Here is a 19,859-nt window from a genome sequence, read left to right as displayed (position 1 = left end):
GGGCAGGGTGGGCATGACGCCTCACCCGGAGAAGACCGAAAGGTCGAGGACGCGCAGGCGTAGCGCGAGCGCAAGGGTGGGCAGTGCCAGCAGGGCGGCAAAGGCGAGGCGTCCTCCCAGGGCCGGGAGGAGCCCCGGCGGCAGCAGCGCCTCCAGCCCATGGCACCCCAGCCCCAGCAGCAGGCCGAAATTGGCGGACAGCAGGATCGCGAGCGCGAGGTTGCGCAGGCTTGGCCATACGTCGAGCCGGCCGCGCCGCGAGAGCAGGGCGAAGGCATAAAGCGTGGAGGCCGCGACCACTGCGACCTGCGCCCAGGCCAGCGCGGCAAGGCCCCAGGGCGAGGCGGCGAAGACCGCCGCCACCGCGACCAGGCTCGTCACCAGGTTGAAGTACATGACCGAGCTGGTGCGTCCGAGCGCGGCGAAGGCGGGCTCGATGAGAAGCTTGCCCGCGCCTGCAAGCGCCCGCAGCGCCATGGCATAGGTAACGACGAGGCCTGCGGCGTAACTGGGTTGGAAGAACAGCGCGATCATGTCGTCGGCGAGCACGATGATCCCGGCGCCCAGCATGCCGGCTGCCAGGGCCAGCGTCCCGGAAAAGCGGGCAAGCGTGGCGGACAGGTCGTGCCCCTTGCGCGCGGCGGCGCCCATCTGCATGGCCGCGAAGCTGGCCATGGGCTGCATGGCAGTGTCCGTGATCCCGGTCGCGACCCGGTTGCCGAAACGGTAGAGGCCGACGGCCGTCGGGCTGTGCAAGAGGCCGAGCAGGAGGTCGGCGGCGTATTGCGCCAGAAAGCCGAGCCCGCGTGAGCCGTAGAGCCCGGCCGAGAAGCGGGCGGCGCCGCGGGCGAGGGCAACGTCGAAGCGCAGCTGTGGGCAATCGCGCGCGAGGAAGGCGTAGAGCAGGGCTCCCGAAAGCACCCGGATGGCTCGGAACGCGACAAGCGCGTAAAGCGAATGCCACGACCACACCAGCGCTGCCCCGCCCACGAGCGCGAGCAGGTTCTGCGCAAACATGATCCGGAAGTTGAGCATGGCCGCGCCCCGGCGCAGCAGCGCGGCGGAAGACCAGGCCCCGATTCCCGCAAGGGGTTGGAGCAGGGCAAGCAAGAGGATCACGCCGCCCAGGTCCGGCGCCTGGAACAGCCATTGCAGGGGCCAGGCCACGAGCGCGAGCAGGGCCGAGGCCGCGCCGACGAGCCCCAGAATCAGCCAGAAGCAGGTCGAGAGAACCACCTTGTCCGGCTCCCGCGAGGTCAGGATGAACTGGTAGAAGCCGGTGTAGGTCAGTGTCTGGATCAGGACGATGAAGACGATCGCGAGGCTGTAGACGCCGTAGTCGCCAGGGGCGAGGAAACGGGCCGCCAGCAGGGTGATCACCAGCGTGGAAACCTGTTGCAGCGAGCGGGCGGTCATCGCGAAGAGCGCGCGCGCACCCTGCCGCGTTGCCTGGGCAAGGCCCTGCCGCCGGTTCCTTCGCGGGGCTGTCATCTCGCCCATCGTTGCCGCCATGCTCCCTCTCAATTCCCGCCGTGGCGAAGCCCGGAGGCGTTCGCAGGTCCCCCGGACGCCCCCGAGTGCCCTTTCGTTCTACGTGGAGACGCGGGGGTCCGGAACGCGAAGTACCGCCATGTTGGACCTAACTCGCCGGGTGTCGGACGGCCCTGGGTCTTACCCTCGGGACACGGCGCGCGATCTGCGCCGATTCAGACCCTCGCCCGGGTCAAGGAACAGGGGGAACGCATGCACGGGGACACGGGACTGACCTTGCCGAAAGGAGAGTTTGGCCAGGAGCCAGTGGAAGGGCGCGAGGTGCGGGACGGGGCGGGCCGCACCGTCCTTGCTCCGCGCGCGTACTTGCGCGATGCGGGCAAGCGCGGGTTGGGCTGGCTGGTCGGGAGAGCGCTTCCGCACGGCCGCTACGACAGGTGCCTCTTCGTGCTGGCGCATATGCGCTGCGGGTCGACCGCGCTTTCCAACATCGTGTGTTCGCGGCCGGATTTTTCCGGCTACGGAGAGAGCCACGTCACGCATGACGGGCTCGATGCGCCCGGCCGGCTCGCGGTCAACTGCGCACGGCGCAAGGGGTGGGATGCGCGGGCGCCCTGGCAGTTCGACAAGATCCTCCATTCCCGTCTCGACGCCGCCGCGCCCCCCGCCTTCTTCTCGGCGCGGGCGATCTTCCTCGTGCGCGAGCCATTCGCCTCGGTCCGCTCGATCGTCGATCTTTTTGCGCGGCTGGGACGGGACGAATACCGCACCCACGAGGAGGCCGCGTCCTACTATATCGGGCGCCTCTCCGCGCTGGCCGAGATGTGGCCGCGCTTCGATCCCGGACATCGCATCGGTCTCACCCACGAGGCGCTGCTGCGCGATCCCGATGCTGTCCTTGCCGCCATTTCCACGCAGCTGGGCATCACCCCGCCGCTGGTCAATGCCTATCGCAGCAAGGCGGCATCACGCCGGGGCGGCGGGGGCGATCCGTTGGTCAGCGGCCGCCATTCCCGGATCGAGCCGAGCCTGCCCGGACGGCCGGTGGATCCCTCCGATCTCGATCTGTCCTCGGCGACCTGCGCCCAACTGCAGGAAAGCTATGCGGCACTGGCGGAGATCTTCGGACGGGACGATCTGCGGGGCGCGCCGCGGACGGAGCGAATAGCCCCAAAGTGAACCTTGATCCTGTTGCAGCTGCGAGATGCGCATGGATAGTCGCAGGACAACAAGATCGCATCGGGCCGCATCGTCACAATCACGTTCAGGGAGACCTGCCGATGTCGCAGAAAACGTACCACACTGGGCCGGGTCCCCTGGCGGGACAGTCTTTCGCTCTTGCCGCGGGGGGCGGGCCGCTTGGCGGTGCGAGGGCGGCTTCGAGGCCCGAGCCGGGCACACCTTCGGCGTTGCAGCATGCGGTCTGGCGGATGTTCGATATTCTGATCGCCATGGCTATTCTTGTCCTGATCGCCCCGTTCTTGCTGCTGCTCACCGCGCTGCTTTTCCTCAACGATCCTGGGCCGGTCTTCTACGCGCACCGCCGAGTGGGCTATCGGGGGCGCTTCTTTCCCTGCCTCAAGTTTCGTACCATGCGCATCGACGGCGATGCGATCCTGCAACGCTACCTGGCGGAAAATCCCGCAGCCCAGCAGGAACTGGCCGTGACCTACAAGCTTCGGGACGACCCGCGTGTGACTGCAGTCGGTGCCATTCTTCGCAAGTTCAGCCTCGATGAATTTCCCCAGCTCTTCAATGTTCTCGCCGGGCAGATGAGCATCGTGGGACCGCGTCCGGTGGTTCTCGCCGAAGTGGAGCGCTACGGTCGGCAGTTCGAGGTCTATTGCCGGGTTCGTCCGGGGCTGACGGGACTGTGGCAGATCAGCGGACGCAGCGACGTGTCCTACGCTACCCGAGTGCGGATGGACATCGATTATGTCTGCCGCAAAGGGCTGGCCTTGGACCTTTGGTTGCTGTTCCGGACCATTCCCGCGGTTGCCTTCTCACGAGGGGCATATTGAGGCGACCCGGGCGAGACAACACTACGCCAATATCACGCTGCAGCGATGCTGAGGCATCAGCACCATGGAACGCGCAGCCGTATTTGCCGCCCCATCCAGGCGATCAAGACACTGCGTCGGAGCGGAGCCAAGGATCCCAGAACTTCCAGCCTCGGGCGCCCCAATCCGACGAGCTCACCACGTGCGCTGTCTTGGCCCAGAACGGAGCCTCGCGGGGGCCGTTTCCCGGGGCGAGGCGCAATAGCTCCTGGGAAAAGGGTCTTTCCAGCTATCCTCTTTTTCCAGCTTGGAGACGGGTGACGCGCAAGCTCTCTTTGCGACCACGTTGTCACCGGCACCGGGGTCGGCTCGGTATCGGATGGGTCAGCCCACCCGGCAGACCTTGGCAACGAAGCCACGATGGTCGGACCCGAGCCAGGGCGAGGCCTTGAAGCTTTCCACCTGCCAGTGGCGCCCTGTCAGCAGGTGGTCGATCTGCCACAGGCCTTCGAGGCGCGTCTCCCCCAACTCCAGCGGCCAGGTTGGCCGGTCTGCCCGGGTGATCGTCAGGCCGTTGCGTGCCACGAAGTCCTGGAGGACCGGCAGACGCGGCGAGAGGTTGAAATCACCCAGAATTAGCGTGTCGGCATCCGCGCCCATGCGGGCCTCGAACTCGCGCAGTTCACGGGCTTGTGCATCGGGCGATGTCGGCCGCGACAGATGGACGGCGGCGATGCTCCAGGCACGTGTGCCCGAACCTGCCGGAAACACGAGGCCCGCCCCCGATAAAGTTCGCCGCTGCTCGGCATCGCCACGGGCCAGGCCGAGTTTCTCGCTAGGGGGAATCCGCGAGTAGAGCCGGGTCGAACATTGCCCCTTGCGCTGACAGTTCTGCATGAAGGCATAGTTGCGATCGAGATACTCTTCGAGGTCCCCTGGCCATGATGGCATCTCGGCTACGCCGATTATGTCGGGACGTGCGCGCTGCAGCCAATGGCGGATCCGACCGGGTTGTTGCGTGTGGCGGGTATTCAGCCATGCCAGGGTCAGCCGCTGCGCATCGGCCGGGCACGGGGCCGGGAGGCGTGTCGCCGGTTGCAGGGCAAGGACCAGGATGAGGGCAATCCCGAGAAACCCGGCCCCGGTACGACTGAACTGCGCACGGCGTACTTGCAGCGCGCGCAGGACAAGCAGACCAAGCAGACCAAGCGTGGATACCAGGCCCAGCCACATGGCTGGCACGTGGATCAGGGCCGCAAGTCCCAGGTACGGCCACTGTCCGGCCAGTTTCGGCAAGAGCAGGACAAGCCCGGCGATGGCCAATCCCAGGACCGCGATCCGAACCAGCCATCTGCGCAGGCGCACGCCGGTGGAGGTGTGCGATGTGGAGGGATCAACCGGTGCGTGCATGCTCAGCTGTGTAGGCTGCGCGGCGGGTGGGTCAAAGGGTTTCGATCCTTTCGGGGGTCAGGCGCCCGCGGACGAGGTCGAACAGGCCGATCCAGTTGCCCCAGGCCCGGCCGCGACGGTCCACCCAGGGTTCGGGCCTTAGAATTTTCACGTGGTTAGCCACAAGGTTACCCAGTATCAGGCGCAAGGCGAAGCCAAGCGGCATCGTTCCCTTACGGACCAGGTAGGATGGGTTGATGACCTGCGAATACCCCAACCGCAACCCGGGTGTTCGGCCATGCTTGACCCCCTGGTGCACGCCGCAGAAGGCAAAGGTCTTCACAATGCGGCCGCGCGGGCGAAGGGAGGCGGCAAAGTCGATATCCTCCTGCCATGCATAGAGCCTGAGCCGTTCGTCGAAGCGCTGGGTACCGATGGCGGCGGTGCGGTAGGCCATGTTGCATCCATAGAGGCCCGCGAGGTCGGTGACGATGCAGTTGGGCGCGCACTTGTGCGTAGCACCGTGGGATTGCAGCAGTTGCTGGGCCTTTGCGAAATCGATCCCGGGGGTGTTGATCCCATCGGCGATCACGTGCCCGGTGGCGCCCGCGACGTCGGGATGGGAGGCAAAGAACTCCCGGATGCGGGCCAGGCTGTCCGGTGCAGGTATGAAGTCGTCATCGTAGAACACGATCACGTCGTAGTCGCTGCCCAGCTGTTCCAGCGCGGTATTGCGCTGCGCGCACAGGCCCTTGGGGCCCGTCACGATTCCGATGCGCTGGTCCTCGGGCGGAGGGGAGGGGAGATCCTGCGGACCGGTGACCGAGAACAGGAGCCGTTCGGGCGGCTGGCATTGCCGGGCCATCAGCTCCTGCATCTGCGTGATCAGTTCCGGACGGCCGAGACTGGCGACGACCACGGCCACGCGCAGGGAAGCGGCATCGGCAACGGGCGCAGGGGCGGCGACGTCCGGTCCGCGCCGCGCCGTGCCTGCAGAGACGTCGTTGGCCGGTGCTGGCACCGCGGGGGCGCGGGCGAGAAGGGGAGGCAGGATAGGGTGCATACGAACCTCGATGCAGGATGAGAGCCCGCCGCAAGGGCGCCGGATATCCTGCGACGCCCCGCGTGGCTTGCCATGTGCAGACGCGCGAAGCGGGAAGTCCGCCGGTACCTTACGAGTAGGCACGTGTTCATCCTCAGGGTGCCCCACGTGCCGGCGTCTGCCCACGCCATTTGCATCCGATTACGAGTTAGCACGGGGCGCGGCCCGCAAGGTTGGACACCGCAGCCCCGCAGGCCGCGCCTTTCCGGCTCCTGCATACGTGATGTGAAGGGGCCTGGATAAGGTTGCAGCGCAGCATGTGCGGGCGGCTGGAGGCGTTTTTTCCCGGCGTTCCGGACATCTGCGCGATGCCGCGGGAGCGATGCCACCAAAATGGAGACTCCTGCGATACTATGCAGGTCTGCGTAGGGATAGTCTGGCTGCGCTGACCGGCCATGGAGAGACGCAGGATGCAGGAGACGATCGAACGCCGCACAGGCATCGCCGCCCAACCGGACCAACGCCCGGAAAGACCGGCCCCGTCTGTGGGGACGGGGGATCGCGCGGTGGCGCTGACGCAGGTGGCGGCGGCCCCCGGGCGGCCCAACCTGTTCGTGATCGGCGCATCGAAGTCGGGCTCCAGCGCGCTGCATGCCTACTTGCGCCAGCACCCCGATATCGCGATGAGCACCGAGAAGGAGCCCTGCTTCTTCGTCGATCCGGCCGAGCTGGCGCAGGCCTGGCCGATCATGGCGCGGCGCGCTTGCTCGCACGAGCCTGAGGCCTATCTTGCCTTGTGGGAGGGGCGCGCCCAGGCCCGCTACCGCGGCGAGGGCAGCGTCTACTATTCGCAGGCTCCCGCGCGAAGCGGCGTGGCGGCGCGGATTGCGGCGACCGTGCCCGAGGCGCGCATCATCTACGTCGTGCGCGAACCGGTCTCGCGGGCCATCGCGCACTACTGGCAGCGGGCCAAGGAATTTCAGGAGCGCCTGCCGATCGAACGGGCCATGCGGGAGAACCCGATCTACCGCGACACCTCCGACTATGCCCTGCAACTGGCCGAATACCGCGCCCATTTCGCGCCCGCGCAGATCCATGTCTTTGCCGCCGAGGAGCTTCGCCGTGACCGGCGCCGCGTGCTGGATGAATGTTTTGCCTGGCTGGGGCTTCCCGGCCTTGATTATGCCAAGGCGGACCTGGCGGACCGGCACCGCTCGCCGCCCATCAGCCGGCGCGAGCGTTTTCCTTTCGTGCGGGCCTTGCGCGATTCCGCGCTCTGGGCTGGGATGCGCGGACACCTGCCAGACAACCTCGTCGGAAAATTGCGCGCGGCGGCAACGGTGTCCTTCGACAAGCAGGACATCGATGAAGCGGCGGCGCGCGCCTACCTTGCCGAGTACCTCGCGCCGCGCCGGGCCGCCTTCGAGGCGATGATCGGCCGAACGATGGACGCCTGGTAGGATGGCCTGTCGGGGAGGCGTCAAAGCGGTGCGCAGCCATGGGGGTGGTCTCGCAGCGGTGTGCTTGGGGGCGGATTCGGGGGGCGCGCGATGACACTGCTTCCCATCCTCGCTTTCTGGGCGCTTCTGGCCTGGGGGATCGCCGGGCCGCGCAGCGTCCTTCTCTACCTCTTCTTTGCGACGATGCCGTTCGGCGCCTTCGCGGTGCTGCCGACGGGGCTGACCGGGGGGCTGACCTTCACGCCCACGCCGCTGGTGGCGCTGGCGCTGGTTGTGCGAACCTTCGTGCGGCCAGGCGGTGCAGGCGCGCTGCTGGGGATGGCGCTGCGGCCCGAACGGCTCCTGCTGCTGGCCTCGTTCGGCGTGGTGGCGGTCATCGTCACGCTGTTCATGCCGCGCCTCTTTGCCGGGGTCATCGAAGTCGTGCCTGTACGCGGCGACCTGGACCAGACGGTGCCCTTGCGGCCCAACCAGCAGAATATCTCGCAACTGGCCTATCTGTTGATCGCGCTGGCCAGTGTCTTCGCCTTCGCCCGGCTCCTGCGCAGCCCGCGCCTGCGCCAGCACGCCTATCGCGCGCTGTGCCTGGGGGGCGCGGTCGCGGTGCTGACCGGGCTGCTCGATCTGGCGGCGGGGAGCCTGCCGCTCAACGGCCTGCTCGCCCCGTTCCGCACCGCGAGCTACGCCCTTGCGGTCGATGTCGAAGTGCTGGGCGGCAAGCGCGTGGTGGGCCTCATGCCCGAGGCTTCGGCCTATGGCGGATTGTGCCTGGGCTTCCTGTGCGCGATCCATTTCTATCGCCGGGCCATGTGGCAAGGGCCGGTGCGCGACGTCGCGGCTCCGCTTCTGGTCCTTGCCCTGATCGGGTGCATCTGGCTGGCGCGTTCGAGCGGCGCCTATGTGGGGTTTGCCGTGTTCGTGATGCTGGCTGTGCTGGACTGGTGCCTGCGGCTGGGCGCGCGCGGACGACGCAGGCGGCGGGGCGTCGCAGGCGAACTGGGCTTCGTGGTGGTGCTGGTGATCGGCCTGTGCCTGGTGGTGATCGTCACGCCCCATGCGTTGGACCCGCTCTATGAGCTGGTGGATCGCATGGTATTTCAGAAGGGTTCGTCGGAATCCTTTGAGCAGCGCGGCATGTGGCGGCGGGTGGCCTTCGAGGGGCTGCTCTCAAGCCAGGGGCTGGGGCTGGGGCTGGGCAGCGCACGCACCTCCAGCAGCCTGGTCGCGATCCTGAGTGGAACCGGCCTTCTGGGCGGCGCCCTGTACTACGGCTTCTTCCTGCAGTGCCTGCTGCGCACGGGTCGCGATCGGACCGGGGAGGCGTCCTTCGTCTTCAGCGCCTTCCGCTTTGCCGCCATGCCGGGCTTCGTCGTGGGCCTGATGGTGGGGAGCGCGGATTTCGGCGGCATGCTGGCCTTCGGCTTCGGTCTGGTCAGCGCGCTGGCCGACGACGTGCGCAGCGCCACCCGGCGACGGCCGGTTCGCCACGCGCATCTGTGGGGCCCGGAGAATGCGCTCGCCGTGCCGTAAGGGGGGGAATTCCTGGAATGGAAAGCATCCCCAAAGGGCGCTGGAAGGAAGTCGTTTTCAAGGGGCCATCGCCCCTTGACCCCAGAATCGGCGACCTCACCTCTCTTGGTCAAGGCGGCTGGCACACGGTGAGCTAGATCGTTTGGGGAGCCCGAGGGCAATGGCCCTCGGATCTGTTTTTTCCTTCTGACTTTCGCCTTCTTCCGGCTCACAGCGCCTTGCGCATCCGCCGGAAAGGGATGGTGAGACCCGCCGTTTCGGCCTCGACATCCTCGACCGTGACATAGCCGCAGGCGCGGTAGAGCGGTTCACCGCTCAGCGTGGCCATGAGTTCGGCCTGGGTGAAGCCCCTGGCGGCGGCCGCCTCTTCGCAGCGCTGCAGGACAAGGCGGGCGATCCCCCGGCGGGTGAAGTCGGGGTGGGTGTACATGGCCCGGATGCGTGCGGGATCGCGCGCCGGATCAAGCGTGGCCGGGTCGCGCAGCCCGGCGCTGTGATCGCCGCCATAGAGCGTCGCGCGGTAACTCCAGCCTCCGCACCCGGCGAGCTGGCCGTCGATCTCGGCCAAAAGGTACGTACCATCTGCAATCAGCTGGGTGTCGAGCCCCATGAGGTGGTGGCTTGCGGCCACCTGCTCGGGGCTCAGCCAGGAGGTTTGCAGCGTGTCGATTGCGCTCTGCATGAGATCGCGGATGCGGGGCAGGTCCTGCGCGCTGGCCCAGCGGGTGGTGATTTCGGAAGGCTGGGGGCGGGTCATGCGATTGGTCCGTAACTGGGGCAGGGGGAGGGCGCGGACTGGTACGCGATGGCTCGCAGTCTGCCCAGAGGGGGCTGGCGCCAAGTCGTGGAAACAGGAAGACGAATGCCGAGGGCCATCGCCCTCGGGCTCCCCGAACTGGCGAGCGCAGGTCGAGCGTGCCGCCTTGGCTGCAGAAGGTGAGGTCGCCGATTTCAGGGGCAAGGGCGATGGTCCCTTGAAGGAGAGACCGTCGCTTTCATCTCTGCCGCACGCCTTTCAGGTGTACCGGCTTGTCTACTCGGGGTATCCCCGAGTGCCTCCCCTCTCGCCTTCATGACAGCTTCTCTTTGCGAGATGTAGGCGCGGGCCTGGCTGGATGGGGCGATGACAATGAAATTGTTTGCAAAGCTTGGCGCGGCCTTGATGGCCTCGTGCAGCGCGGCGGGATTGTCCATCCCGGCGCAGGCCCAGGAACCGGCCGAGCCGCTGGCCGCGCAGGATGGGCAGGTGACCTTGCCCTATGCCGAGAAGAAGTACTCGGGCTCTGTGGGCACGACCTACCTCAATTCCGATGCGCCGCAGTTCCCCGCGCCGATCACCGCGCCCGACGGCGCCCCCAACGTGCTGCTGGTCCTGCTCGACGACGTGGGCTTCGGGCAGTTCAGTGTGACGGGTGGGGCGGTGCCTTCGCCCGCCATGGAGAAGCTGGCGGCGGACGGTGTCACCTACAACCGCTTTCACACCACCGCGCTGTGCTCGCCCACGCGCGCCGCGCTGCTGACAGGGCGCAACCACAATGTCTCGGGCACGGGCGTCATCACCGAGCTGGCGACGGGCTATGACGGCTATACCGGGATCATCCCGGCCGACACCGCCACCTTTGCCGAGACGCTGCACCAGAACGGCTATGTCACCGCCTGGATCGGCAAGAACCACAATACGCCGATCTACGAGACCAGCGTGATGGGGCCCTTCAACCATTGGCCCAATGGTCTGGGCTTTGACTATTTCTACGGTTTCATGGCGGGTGATACCAACCAGATCCGCCCCTATCTCTACGAGAACCAGACCGCGATCGGCACCCCGACAGGGGATGATTACATCCTCTCCACCGACCTTGCCGACAAGACGATCAACTGGCTCCAGCAACTGGAATCGGTGCAGCCCGACAAGCCCTGGCTGGCCTACCTCGCGCCCGCCGCCACCCACGCTCCGCACCAGGCGCCGTCCGAACTGATCGCGAAGTTCAAGGGGCAGTTCGACATGGGCTGGGACGCCTACCGCGAAGTGACTTTCCAGCGGCAGAAGGAAATGGGGATCATCCCGGCCGACGCGAAGCTGACGCCCCGGCCCAAGAGCCTGCCCGCCTGGAACACCCTCGATGCCGACCAGAAGCGGCTGTACGCGCGGATGATGGAGGTCTTTGCGGCCTTCGGGTACCAGGTCGATCAGGAAGTGGGCCGGGTCATCGACTACGTGGAAAGCCTGCCCGATGCCGACAACACGATGATCATCTATATCGTGGGCGACAACGGGGCCTCGGCGGAAGGTGGCTTTGACGGCACGCTCAATGAGAACGCGTTCTTCAATTCCTACCTGATGACGCCGGACGATATGCTCGCGCGGATCGACGAGATCGGCACCGAGATGCACTTCAACCACTTCCCGGCGGCCTGGGCCTGGGCGGTCGACACGCCCTTCCAGTGGACCAAGCAGGTCGCCAGCCACCTGGGCGGTGTGCGCAACCCGATGATCGTGAAGTACCCGCGCGTGACCGCCGCCAAGGGACAGGTGCGCGACCAGTTCGTCCACGTCATCGATGTCGCCCCCACGATCCTGGAGGCCGCGCACATCGCGCAGCCGCGCAGCGTGAACGGGGTCGAGCAGACCCCGATCCAGGGCAAGAGCTTCCTCTCCACCCTCAACGATGGCAACGCGGCGGAAGTGCGCAACATGCAGTACTTCGAGATGTTCGTGAACCGGGGCATGTACAAGGACGGCTGGTGGGCGGCCTCGCTCGCTTTCGAACCCTGGCAGCCCGAGCGCGGCGAATTCGACCCGATGACCGCGAAGTGGGAACTCTACAACCTGGAGACCGACTTCAGCCAGGCGGTCGACGTCGCCGCCAAGTACCCCGAAAAGCTGGAGGAACTGAAGGCGCTGTGGTGGGCGCAGGCCTCGGCCAACAAGGCGCTGCCGCTCGACTGGCGCGGGGCCGAGCGCTTCAGCGCGGAAGCCACCGGCAAGCCCAATCTGGCCGCGGGCCGCACCACCTTCACCTACCATGGCATCATGGCGGGCCTGCCCGAGGCCTCCGCGCCCGATCTCAAGAACAAGTCCTTCAGCGTGACCGCCAACGTGATGATCGATGCCAACGCCAATGGCGTGATCTTCACCCAGGGCGGCAACACCGGCGGCTGGTCGTTCTACCTCAAGGATGGCCTGCTCAAGGCGGCGCACAACTTTATCGACGTGGAGCGCTACGCGGTTGCCAGCACCACGCCCGTACCCGCAGGCGAGCACCAGCTGACGATGCAGTTCGCCTATGCGGGCGGCAGCGAAATGGGCAAGAACGGCACGCTGACCCTCTCGGTCGATGGCCAACAGGTCGCCACAGGGCCGGTCGCGCGCACCACGCCCTTCAAGTACTCGCTGTCGGAAAATCAGGACATCGGGACCGACACCGGTACGCCGGTGACCTACGACTACACCGGCCCCTTCACCTTCGAAGGGGTGCTCAAGGACGTGACCGTGAACCTGGGCCAGTAAGCAGGGCCGATAGGGGCTCGAAGCGGGGAGCTGTCGTGCGACGGCTCCCTGTTTCTGTCCTGCCCGTCAGGTGCGGGCGTGGCGCAGCTTCTTCTGGGCATACATCGCAGCATCAGCCTGTTTCAAAGCCTCCTGCGGGGTGCTGGAGGCCGGATCGATGCCGATGACGCCGAGACTGGGGCCTCCATATTCCAGTGTGCAGGCATCGAGCACGAAGCGTCCCTGCAGCAAGGGAGCGAGGCGGGCGCGCCAGGCCTCGGTTGCGTTCGTGTCGGAGGGGGCGAGCCCGGCCACGACGAACTCGTCGCCGCCAAAGCGCCCCAGGATGTCGCTGGTGCGCACCGCGTCCTGCAGGCGCCGGGCGAACTCGACAAGGAAGGCATCGCCGACCTCGTGGCCATGGGTATCGTTGATGGCCTTGAAACCGTCGAGGTCGATGAAGGCGACGAGGACCGTGCGCTCCTCGCGCCGGGCAAGCGTGAAGAGGCGGTGCAACTCGCGGGTCAGCGCCCGGCGGTTGGGAAGGTGGGTCAGCGGGTCGGTGTTGGAAAAGGCCTCAAGTTGGCGGTTGGCCTCGCGCAGCCGGTCGAGCATGTGTTCGCGCTGAAGGTGTTGCTCGATCAGCGTACCGAACAGGGTGAGCGCCTGGCGCCCCTGCGCACTGAGCGGCTGGCAGGTGGTGCTGGCCGCGCACAACGTGCCGAACAGGGCCCCATCTTCCAGATGCAGCGGGGTGGTGACGTAGGTGCGGATGCCGAGTGCGCGGGCGGCCTCGGAATCGCCCCAGCAGCCTTGCGCGTCCTCGGTCATGGGACGACCCTCGTCGAGCGCGCGCTTGCACAAGGTGTCGTGCCAGGGCACCGAAAGCCCCTCGGGGATCTGCATCTGCGCGCTGTTGCGCGCATAGAGGATGGTTTGCAGCCCCTCGTCGAGGTCGATGCGGGTGAGGTAGGTGCTCTCCAGTCCGGTGATGAGCTCGAGCAGGTCGAGCAGCGGACGTGTCAGTTGCTCCGTCGACTGTGCGCCCGCGACGGTTTCCGACAAGCGATCGAGCAAACCATTCGGAGTCATGCGAAATTCCGTTCCCGGCAAAGGCGACCTGCTGCACCAATTAGTGCGTTCTTCTAGGCATTTCTACCTTATCGTCGCTGCCAAATGGTGAACGGATCGGACCGCAATGAACGCTTGCACGTGGGAAACATGCGTTCGGGGGGCAGGGAGGATGGCCCCTTGGTTCCGATCTCCTTTCTTGCCTTCTTCCATGCAAACGCCCCGCCATGGCCAGAGCCACGACGGGGCGCTTTTGCTTTGTGGTGTGCCGCGATCAGAGGCCGTCGAGGCCCTTGCTGACAAGAATGTTCACGGCGACGCGGCGGTTCTGCGCCTTGCCGTACTCGGTCGTGTTGTCGGCCAGCGGATCGGCTTCGGCCATGCCGGTGGGGGTGAGCATGCGGTAGGGCTTCCAGCCGCAGGCCTGCTGCAGATAGTTCACGACGCCTGCGGCGCGCTTTTCGCTCAGCATCTGGTTGAATTCCTGGCTGCCGGTGGAATCGGTGTAGCCCACGACCAGCATCAGCGCATTGTCCATGCCTTCGGCGGCGCTGGCGGTGGCGCACAGGTCCGCCTTGGCCTCGCTCGACAGGTTCCACTTGCCGGTGGCGAAGTTGACGTTGGTGGTGCCCTTGATGTTGTACTTGTCGATGTCGCCCATGCGCCCGCGCAGGGCCTCGGTGGCGGCGGTCTGCTCGGCAAAGCCCTGCTCCGTGCCGTTGCGGATCATCGCGGCGGTCTCGAAGTCGTTCTTCTGGAACTTGATGCGGCTGGCCACCAGATCGCCCGAGGGGCTCTGCATGGTGCGCACGTCGACGGGCAGGCCGTTCAGCAGCGCCTGGTCGGTGCGGTCCTTCGAGCTGATGCCGAAGATGCCCGACTTGGAGACGATCTGCGTGGTCTGGTCGAGCGTCACGACGTTGCGCGCGCCGTCCTCGCCGGTGATCTGCAGGCGGTTGCCGTCGCGTGCGGAGATGAAGCCTTCCAGTTCGGGGCCCTCGATCATTTCGGCGGTCTCGGCCGGCGCGTCACTGTACATGGTCGCGGTAAGTTCGGCATCGGCGTTGCCCTGGTCCTGCGCCGAGGCGGTGCCCGCGGCGGCCAGAGCCCCCAGCGCGAGAGCAATGGCCGGTGTGTTCGAAATGACTCGCATTGTGCTTCTTCCTCCGTTCGGTGTCCGCCGGGACAATCGCTCCGCGCAAGAATGACGATGCATCCTTGCGCCCCCCTCTCGGCTGTGCCCGGCGCTCAAAAACCCTTTGTCGGTCGCGTGCCGCGGAAACGGGGGCGCCCCATGGGACGCACCCTGATCCGCGAACGCGGTGGACTTGCTGGTTGTTGACCCCATGCTTGCCCATAAATGAACACACGGCCGCAGAGGCCGTCTTGTGCGGGTATCCGAGTGCCCGGTGCGATGAACCGTTGGGGCCGATCCGGGCGAGCAGGCCTGCCCGAGGAGAGGGCGCATACGAAGAAGGAGCCGGATTGCTCCGGCTCCTTTTTCTTTCAGCCTGTGAACTTCGGGACGGAAGTTGCAGGGATCAGGCAAACATCACGTCGGCCATGGTCACTTCGGAATCGTAGAACGTGACCGTGGTGGCGCCGTAGGTCATGATCGTGTTGCCCGAGTTCTCGAGATAGGTGAAGCTGGGGCCCGAACCATCGTCTTCGATGAGGACCACGTGGTCGATCCCGACTTCAAAGTCGAAGACCTTGTCGGTGCCATCGTCCATGTCGAAGACGAAGAAATCCTCGAAGCCCTCGTTGTCGTTGTCGTCGTTCGGGTTGTCGCCGTAGAGGACGTCGTTGCCGTCGCCGCCGATGATCACGTCGCTGCCATCGCCGCCATAGATGCGGTCATCCTGGCCGCCGCCATCGAGATAGTCGTCGCCCGCGCCGCCCCACAGCTTGTCGTTTGAGCCTTCGCCGTAGAGTGTGTCGTTGCCGTCACCGCCGTAGAGCTTGTCACGGTTGGCACCGCCCTTGGCGCTGTCGTCGCCCGCGCCGGCCTTGATGATGTCGAGGGCGCCGCCGCCGTCCAGTTCGTCGTCACCGGCCGTGCCGTTGATGACATTGTCGAGCTCGTTACCTTCAACCAGACCGCCACCTTCTTCGGCGTTGATGATCTCAGCCATGTAAACTTCCTTTCGCATCTCACTGCATCTTGCATTTGTCGAACCGGACATCGTGTGCCCGGCGGTGTGCACAGCTTGCAGCGACCCCCTGTTGTGTGCTCCGCGGGCAGGTGCGCGAGCGAAGCCGTCGTTCTTGCAAGTCCGGCGGGAGCGGGCTCCGCGCCATCTGTGACACAGGGGATAGCACCGAGCGGTGGCGGGCGTTTCACAGTTAAGGGTCCGAAACCGAGTTTGTTTACTATGGTCTCGTACTTAGGTCGCTGAAGTGCTCCGGAAAAATGCAGTGGTCGGAGGGGGTTACCGGCTGCCCCAAAAGGAGATCCCCGCCGTACTGGAGGCACATTGCCCCATTCATCGCAAGACCTGCACGCCTTGTGGAGGTGCAGGCACCTCGGAAATCTCCGTAGTATGGCGGCAGGCTGGGCAGGGGCCGCGCACGCGAAAAGGCCGGACCCTGCGTGCAGGGCCCGGCCTCTCCCGGTCGTGATCCGAACTGTGAAGTCAGTGCAAGGGGATCAGGCGCAGAGCAGGCCCAGGTCGGTTTCGGCCATCGACAGGTCGAGCTCGCCGTAGCCGCGCAGGCGCACGACATCGTGGGTGGACCCGTTCAGGGTCATCTGCAGGATCATGGTGGTGCCCGCCTCGGTCAGGGTGAACTCGGCGCCGGTCATGTCGTCTGCGCCCACGCCGGTGAGGAGGATGCGGTCGCCCTCGGCGGTGTCGAAGTCGAAGATCGTGTCGATGTTGTCGATGTCGTCGAAGTCGAGGACGAAGGTGTCCGCGCCGTCGCCGCCATAGAGACGGTCCGAACCCTCGCCGCCATAGAGCCAGTCGTTGCCATCGCCGCCCTTGAGCACGTCGCGTCCGGCATCGCCCAGCAGCATGTCGGCACCCGCTTCGCCTTCGAGACGGTCATCGCCCGCACCGCCCGAGATGTGGTCGGCGCCTTCGCCGCCTTCGAGGCTGTCGTCGCCGTTGGTGCCGGTAAGGTAGGTGGCGTAGTCGGCGCGGCCCTCGTCCGCAGGGGGCGTGGCGGCCGGTTCGTCCGCAACGGGTTCCTCGGCGACGGGTTCTTCCGGAGCGGGAGCTTCGGGGGCGGGCTCGGCAGGAGCTTGGGCATCGGGCGTGCCGTCCACAGGCGCGGTGTCGACCGGCGCGTCGACCGGTTCATCGCCCAGCGCGGCGGAAAGCTGCGCGAAGCTGTAGCTCTCGCCTGCCAGCACGAAGGTCTCCACGTTGGCAACGCTGCTCACTTCCCCGGCGCGGGCCGAGATGTGGAGGGTCCCGTCCGCCGCAAGGTCGCCGGAGAGCGAGCCCAGGCTTGCGTCGATGATCAGCGTGTCCTGGCCTGCGCCGCCATCGAGCACGTCGTTGCCGAAGCTGAAGTAGATCGTGTCGTTGCCGCGGCCCGTGCCGATGACATTGGCGGCGTTGCTGCCACGCACGGTGTCATCGCCGTCGCCGGTGAAGGCGTTCTCGATGCTCGCGTCCATGGCAATGGTCACGCCGGCCAGCTTCGTGGCGCTCTTGCCCGAAAGGTCGATGCTCGATCCCGAGGTGATCGCCGCTGCGTTCAGCGTGTCGGTGCCGCCATCGGTGTCGCGCAGCACGCTGCGCTCGGCCAGGTCGGCGCCGTCATAGAGCAGGCCCAGCTCGTCGGTGTAGACATAGGTGTCGTCGTCGAGATCGGTGGCGTTGCCCAGCACGGTCAGGGTGACATCGCGCAGGTCCCCCGACATCGGATCGCCGCTCTTGAGCGTGGCGTCGGGATTGCGGTTGTGAATCTCCAGCGTCCAGGTGCCCTTGGCCATCTCGCCCATCGAGGCGACCGAGGAGAAGGTGAAGTCGCGCACGTTGCCCACGCGGTCGGTGCCGGGCAGATCGTACATCAGACGCACCTTGGTGCCTTCGGGCGAGACGAGGTAGACATCGAGGTTGCCGGTTTCGATCCAGCGCAGGTCCATCGAAAGCTGGACGTGCTCCACCGACATCGCCTTGTCGATCACAAGGTCGACCGCGATCATGTCGTTGCGGCCCGCGACAAGGGTCTGGTTGGCAGTGACGGTCTTCGAGACAGTGCCGAGGTTGGCGTAGGTCTGCTGGTCGGTCCAGGTCTCGGCGAGGCGCACCGCGTCGTGGACGTTGAGAAAGCCGTAGCCGACAGCGTCGCTGAAGTGCAGGCCGCCGCCGTTGAAGTTGGTCGCACCGTTGGTCGTCCAGCCATCGTTGAAGGTGACGGTGTCCGAGAGGCCCTCACGGCGGGCCGAGTAGGCCAGGATTTCCTGCACGTCGCGGTAGCCCAGTTCCGGGTTGGCCTCGAGCATGAGGGCAATCGCGGCCGAGACGGCGGGCGCGGCGAACGAGGTGCCGTTGAAGTGGTCCCAGCGCTCGTTGAGGGTGGTGGTGAAGACATCGCGGCCCGCCGCCGAGATCAGCACGTTGGCGCCCACGCTGGTGAACGAGGAGGCCGCGCCCGTCGGGTCCACCGCGCCCACCGCGATGGTGTAGGGCGAGTTCTGGAAGTTGTGGTAGTTCGACGAGCCGCCCGTGCCCACGTTGCCCGCGGCAAAGACGAGCGAAGTACCAAGGCCGTCACGCCCGTTCATGACAGGGTTGAGGAGCGCCGCGCCGTATTCGGGGTTGCGGGCGAAGTCGTCGGCGAAGTTGGAGGAGAAGCTCCAGCTGTTGTTGACGACGTCGAGCTCGGCCGAACGGTCCAGCGCGGTGAGGATGTCGGAGACGGCGGTCGACGTGTTGTAGTCGATGCCATAGCCGACCAGCGTGGCACCCGAGGCAATGCCCACGGTGCCGACCTGGTTGTTACCCTCGGCCGAGATGATCCCGGCGACGGCGGTGCCGTGCAGGTGCGGCAGGTTCGAGGGATCGATGGTGACATTGCCGGTGCCGAGCGCGAAGTTGTAGTCGAGCGACGTGTCGTAGGCACCCTTGAGATCCGTGTGGCGGAAGTCGATCTGGCTGTCGATCACGCCGACCTTCACGCCCTTGCCGGTGTAATCCGCCCAGACGGGGAAGACATCGATGCTGAGCAGCGAGTCCTGGGTCGAGCCATCCAGGTACCACTGCTTCTTCTCGTACTTGTCGGTGGTGTAGAAGGCGTCGGGCGAAACGAGCGTGGCGGACGAAGCGATGACAGTCTTTTCCATGTGATCAATCCCTTGTTTTTAAATTGTTTGTCGGCGTGTCTGTCGTTGGATGCAGACGGTGTGCCGCTCGACTGATCGGCGAATTAGGTGTCCGCTGGTGAACGTCTCCTAATGGGGCGTGGTGAACTTATTTTAACGCGATATCTGCGTATTTCTTACTTGAATCCAAAGGTTTGGATGAGGGTTTGCTCTGTGTTTCGGGGGATGCGTAGTCGCCTGCAATCGTTGCGCGCGCCAATTTCCGCGACTGGGCCAATTTCGCGTTAGGCTCATGTTCACCATGTTGGGGCGGGGAGATCGAAGCTGACCGCGCGGGGAGGGCGGACACCTTCAAAACTAGGGGGTCGTCCGGGATGGTGCTGCCCCCGCTTGCGAGGTTCCCAAACCGTCCGCCGCGCATTTTTTTCAAGTCAGCCCCCTCTTTTTGTCGGACGCGGGGAGGGGCGACGACTCAACCCGCGCGATTCGCCGCGCATGGTCGAGGCGATTCGGTGTGGGGACGGGGCAACTGCGGCTCCGGTGCCTTCATATAAGGAGCGCCTTGGCGCGGAGCCGGAAGAGGAGGGCGCTTGCCAAGGGGCATGGATCCCGCACCCTATATAGAGGGACGTATCTGCGAGGCCCGGAGGTCGGCCAGGAGGAATAGGACTTTCCGAGGGCCATCGCCCTCGGGCTCCCGGAACTGTCGGGTGCAACTCCCACACGGGGCCTTGGTTGAGACGGGAGACGTGGCAGGGGAAAGGAAAGGAGCCCAACTTGCTCGGCTCCATGTGCTCCTTTGTCTGGAAAACAGGGCCTGCGCGGGCGCGTCAAAAGCGATTGGTCATGGGAGCCCGAGGGCAATGGCCCTCGGATTCGTCCTTCTTCCTGTTTTCGGCAAACCCGGCTTCAACGCATTTGCGGGGCTCAGGCCAGTTTTCCACAAGAGCCGTAATCGGCTTTGAAAAAAGGGTTTGACCGAATCGCGGGGCTCACTTAGAGGGCCTCTCACCGCAGCGAAGCACGCCGCCAAACACGGCGCTTTGGGGTGGTCGCCACGATAGACGGACAGCTTGTTCCCCGGGTCTTTGAGAAGCGGGGATGGATGGTT

The 19,859-nt window shown here is 65.9% G+C and carries 13 protein-coding genes; 5 read left to right on the top strand and 8 right to left on the bottom strand.

The window, feature by feature from the left end:
- Window positions 1–21: 21 nt before the first annotated feature.
- Window positions 22–1,500: an oligosaccharide flippase family protein gene (locus LC060_RS06375; protein WP_226633717.1), complete on the bottom strand. Its 1,479-nt coding sequence runs from the start codon at window positions 1,498–1,500 to the stop codon at window positions 22–24.
- A 243-nt stretch (window positions 1,501–1,743) separates the two neighbouring features.
- On the opposite strand from LC060_RS06375, the gene LC060_RS06370 reads away from it, so the two are divergent.
- Both LC060_RS06370 and LC060_RS06365 read left to right on the top strand, forming a co-directional pair.
- On the top strand, window positions 1,744–2,670 hold the full coding sequence (locus tag LC060_RS06370) for a sulfotransferase (RefSeq protein WP_226633715.1): 927 nt from the start codon (window positions 1,744–1,746) through the stop codon (window positions 2,668–2,670).
- Window positions 2,671–2,921: 251 nt separating this feature from the next.
- Window positions 2,922–3,512 (top strand): sugar transferase, encoded by a 591-nt coding sequence (locus LC060_RS06365; RefSeq protein ID WP_226633713.1) that lies wholly within the window; start codon window positions 2,922–2,924, stop codon window positions 3,510–3,512.
- Window positions 3,513–3,875: 363 nt separating this feature from the next.
- Here LC060_RS06365 and LC060_RS06360 read toward each other — a convergent pair whose 3' ends face one another.
- On the bottom strand, window positions 3,876–4,901 hold the full coding sequence (locus tag LC060_RS06360) for an endonuclease/exonuclease/phosphatase family protein (RefSeq protein ID WP_226633711.1): 1,026 nt from the start codon (window positions 4,899–4,901) through the stop codon (window positions 3,876–3,878).
- A 31-nt stretch (window positions 4,902–4,932) separates the two neighbouring features.
- A complete protein-coding gene (locus LC060_RS06355; protein ID WP_226633710.1) occupies window positions 4,933–5,943 on the bottom strand; it encodes a glycosyltransferase family 2 protein in 1,011 nt (336 codons plus the stop codon).
- Between the two features lie 449 nt (window positions 5,944–6,392).
- Between LC060_RS06355 and LC060_RS06350 the strand changes: the two genes are divergently transcribed.
- Both LC060_RS06350 and LC060_RS06345 read left to right on the top strand, forming a co-directional pair.
- Entirely contained in the window at window positions 6,393–7,382 is a 990-nt protein-coding gene (locus LC060_RS06350; protein ID WP_226633708.1) for a sulfotransferase family protein, read from the top strand.
- 90 nt (window positions 7,383–7,472) lie between these two features.
- Window positions 7,473–8,912, top strand: coding sequence for a hypothetical protein (locus LC060_RS06345; RefSeq protein ID WP_226633706.1), 1,440 nt, complete (start codon window positions 7,473–7,475; stop codon window positions 8,910–8,912).
- Window positions 8,913–9,120: 208 nt separating this feature from the next.
- Here LC060_RS06345 and LC060_RS06340 read toward each other — a convergent pair whose 3' ends face one another.
- On the bottom strand, window positions 9,121–9,669 hold the full coding sequence (locus tag LC060_RS06340) for a GNAT family N-acetyltransferase (RefSeq protein WP_226633704.1): 549 nt from the start codon (window positions 9,667–9,669) through the stop codon (window positions 9,121–9,123).
- A gap of 372 nt (window positions 9,670–10,041) precedes the next feature.
- Between LC060_RS06340 and LC060_RS06335 the strand changes: the two genes are divergently transcribed.
- A complete protein-coding gene (locus tag LC060_RS06335; RefSeq protein WP_226633702.1) occupies window positions 10,042–12,420 on the top strand; it encodes an arylsulfatase in 2,379 nt (792 codons plus the stop codon).
- Window positions 12,421–12,486: 66 nt separating this feature from the next.
- On the opposite strand, the gene LC060_RS06330 is transcribed toward LC060_RS06335, so the two are convergent.
- The 4 genes from LC060_RS06330 to LC060_RS06315 form a co-directional block, all read right to left on the bottom strand.
- Entirely contained in the window at window positions 12,487–13,491 is a 1,005-nt protein-coding gene (locus LC060_RS06330) for a sensor domain-containing diguanylate cyclase (protein WP_226633700.1), read from the bottom strand.
- Window positions 13,492–13,744: 253 nt separating this feature from the next.
- A complete protein-coding gene (locus LC060_RS06325; protein ID WP_226633698.1) occupies window positions 13,745–14,623 on the bottom strand; it encodes an OmpA family protein in 879 nt (292 codons plus the stop codon).
- A 388-nt stretch (window positions 14,624–15,011) separates the two neighbouring features.
- The gene (locus tag LC060_RS06320) at window positions 15,012–15,605 is read right to left on the bottom strand and encodes a calcium-binding protein (protein ID WP_226633696.1); all 594 of its coding nucleotides are present in this window, start codon (window positions 15,603–15,605) and stop codon (window positions 15,012–15,014) included.
- A gap of 515 nt (window positions 15,606–16,120) precedes the next feature.
- Window positions 16,121–18,769, bottom strand: coding sequence for a S8 family serine peptidase (locus tag LC060_RS06315; protein ID WP_226633694.1), 2,649 nt, complete (start codon window positions 18,767–18,769; stop codon window positions 16,121–16,123).
- Window positions 18,770–19,859 lie beyond the last annotated feature (1,090 nt).

The sequence above is a fragment of the Novosphingobium profundi genome, from assembly GCF_020524485.1.
GTDB lineage: Bacteria > Pseudomonadota > Alphaproteobacteria > Sphingomonadales > Sphingomonadaceae > Novosphingobium > Novosphingobium profundi_A.
This window is presented reverse-complemented; position numbering and strand designations above follow the sequence as displayed.